The 672-nt window shown below is 45.8% G+C and carries 1 protein-coding gene; it reads left to right on the top strand.

The annotated features are described in order from the left end of the window. Nucleotides 1-672, top strand: a 672-nt coding sequence (gene sohB / locus ACS8FD_RS21170) for a protease SohB (RefSeq protein WP_439277315.1), incomplete at both ends; no start/stop codon positions are given.

Raw genomic sequence — 672 nt, 5'->3', positions numbered from 1 at the left:
AAGCAAGCTCTAAAGGATAAAGCCAAAGGTAAAAATAAAGGCCAACAGGTATTTGTGATCGACTTTGATGGCGATATCAAAGCGTCTGCTGTCAAGCATTTGCGTGAGGAGATTAGTACGCTGATAAGTACGGCTAACGAAGGCGATGAGGTCGTTGTACGTCTTGAATCTCCTGGCGGCTTGGTGCATGGGTATGGGCTTGCCGCAGCGCAGCTAGCACGGCTAAAAGATGCGGGTCTTAAGTTGACTGTATGTGTGGATAAAGTTGCCGCCAGTGGTGGTTATATGATGGCCTGTGTCGCTGACAATATAGTAGCAGCACCGTTCGCTGTGATCGGCTCAATCGGTGTGGTGTCACAACTGCCAAACTTTCATAAATGGCTCAAAAACCACGATGTTGATTATGAGATGTTTACCGCTGGTGATTACAAACGTACCGTAACAGTCTTTGGTGAAAACGATGCTAAAGACCGTGCCAAATACCAAGCAGAGCTTGAGCAAACGCATGAGCTGTTTAAGCATTTTGTCAATCGTTACCGTTCAGTACTAGATTTAGATAAAGTGGCGACTGGTGAGCATTGGTATGGCGAAGACGCGCTACATCTCAATCTGGTTGACAAGCTGCAAACCTCAGATAGCTATCTTTTAGAGCTGATGGCTAATAATGAAGTC

Source organism: Psychrobacter sp. 1U2, assembly GCF_051847575.1.
Note: the sequence above shows the minus strand (reverse complement) of the source record. Positions and strands in the feature narration are given on the sequence as shown.